Origin of the sequence: Nocardia paucivorans NBRC 100373 (assembly GCF_000308675.1) — a bacterium.
GTDB classification, from domain to species: Bacteria; Actinomycetota; Actinomycetes; order Mycobacteriales; family Mycobacteriaceae; genus Nocardia; species Nocardia paucivorans.
The window spans coordinates 1-2,056 of record NZ_BAGE01000110.1 but is presented as its reverse complement, the minus strand read 5'-3'; the positions used below and the strand labels follow the sequence as shown (position 1 = coordinate 2,056).

Below are 2,056 nucleotides of genomic sequence, written 5' to 3'. Positions count from 1 at the left end.
CCCCGGACCGAACCAGAGGGGTCAGGTCAGTGGGTTTGTCGGCATGTTGAGGCGGCTGCGGTCGAACACTGTTGTGGTGGCGGGTTTTTCGGTTAGATCTTGTGTCCGGTCGCAGTGTCCGGTGATGGGTGGGGCGGTTTCCGAGGGAGAGGGGTGGCCGGGTGGATTCGGAGGTCATAGCGGCGGCGGTGGCTGCGGCGTCGGCGGTGTCGGCCGGTTTGGCGGCGGGGGTGAGCGAGACCGCGAAGCTGGCGGTGGGTGATGCCTACCGGAAGGTGAAAGACGTGCTGGGGCGGCGGTACTCGTCGGTGGACGTGGAGATCGTCGAGTCCCGCCCGCAGGTTTCGACACGTCAGGTGGTGCTGGCCGAGGAGTTGGAGGCGGCAGGCGCGGGCACGGACGAGGAGCTGGTGGCAGCGGTACAGGCGTTGTTGGAGGTGATCGGGCGGCATTCGCCTCAGGCCGCGGAGCTGGTGGGCGTGCGGTTGGAGCGGGTGGAGGCCGATCGGGTCGAGGTCCGTGGGATCCGCGCCTCCGGCGCCAGTGGCGTGATCGCGAAGGACGTGAAGGCCGCCGGGGACTTCTCGGTGACCGACGTGCAGGTGGTCTCGGAGCCGCCGCACCCTCGCTAGGCGCGGCGGCCCCGTCCGGGACCGCCGCGCCTGCCATGTTCTCGGCCGCCGCGGTCGAGGTCGGCGGTGATTTCACCGCCCAGATCACCACCCGGGTGGTGCAGCCGCCGGCGGAGGCGTTCCGACCGGTGGCCGAGATCGAGGCGCCGCCGGGGATCGACAATCTGGAGTCATGGCCGGGGTGGTTCGTGGGCCGCGAGGCCGAGCTGGCCCGGCTCGACGCCGCCCTGGCCACCGGCGAGGCGCCGGTCGTGGTGGTGGCGGTGCACGGGCTGGGCGGGGTCGGGAAATCCAGCCTGGCGGCCTATTGGGCCGGCACCCGCGACCACGGGTGCACGCCGATGGTGTGGATTCACGCGGACTCCGAACAGGGGGTGGAGCGGGGACTGGCGGGGCTGGCAGTGCGGTTGCAGCCCGCGGCGGCCGAGGCGCTGACCGTCGAGCAGCTGGCCGAGCGGGGGTTGCAGTGGCTGGCGACCCACACCGGGTGGCTGCTGATCTTGGACAACGTGGAGGAGCCGGCCGATATCGCGCCGGTGCTGGCACGGGCCCGGACCGGGAAAATATTGATCACCGGCCGGTTGTCGATGCCCTGGCAGGCCGGAGCAGTGATCATTTCGCTGGATGTCTTGGCCGCCGACGAAGCCGAGCGGCTGCTGACCGGGTTGATCACCGCGGGCGGACCGCGAGATCTCGACGGGGTCGCGCAGCTGTGTGAGGCGTTGGGGTATCTGCCGCTGGCGGTGGAGCAGGCCGGGGCGTATCTGGCGCATCAGCGGTTCACCACCCCACGCGCCTACCTGCGCCTGCTCACCGACCAGCCCGGCCCCACCTTCGACCGGGCCGCGGCCGGCGCCGACCCGCAACGCACGATCGCCCGGATCTGGCGAGTCACCCTGGACCGCATCATCGAGACCGAGCCCGCGGCGGTGGAGCTGCTGCGCACCCTGGCCTGGTACGCGCCCGACGACATCCCCCTCGACCTCTGCCGGGACCCCGCCGACCAGATCACCGTGGATGCCGCGCTCGGAGTCCTGGCGGCCTACAACATGATCACCCCCGACCCCACCGGGACAACCCTGTCGGTCCACCGGCTCGTCCAAGCAGTGGCCCGCACCCCCGACCCCGCCGACCCGCACCGCGACCCGGAAGCGATCGAACGCGCCCACGCCCGCGCCGCCGAGACTCTACACGCCGCCCTGCCCGACCGTCAGGACCCAGCCACCTGGCCGACCTGGCGAGCCCTGCTGCCCCACATCGACGCCCTCACCAACCACACCACCAGCAGCGGCAGCGGGTCCATCACGGCCACGATCGTGACGATCCGCAGCCACACCGGGTTGTTCCTGGCAGACCAGGGCCTGCACGACAGCGCCCTCCACCACCTTCAGCAAGCCCTCACCGCCGCCGAGCGGATCCTCGGC

Annotated in this window: 2 protein-coding genes; both read left to right on the top strand. The window is 71.4% G+C overall.

Features of this window, described 5'->3' with window-relative positions:
* Positions 1 to 161: 161 nt before the first annotated feature.
* Positions 162 to 632, top strand: a complete 471-nt coding sequence (locus ON32_RS23525; RefSeq protein ID WP_083874743.1) for a Het-E N-terminal domain-containing protein — start codon at positions 162 to 164, stop codon at positions 630 to 632.
* Positions 633 to 667: 35 nt separating this feature from the next.
* A partial coding sequence (locus ON32_RS23520; protein WP_245551266.1) for an NB-ARC domain-containing protein occupies positions 668 to 2,056 on the top strand: 1,389 nt, incomplete at its 3' end.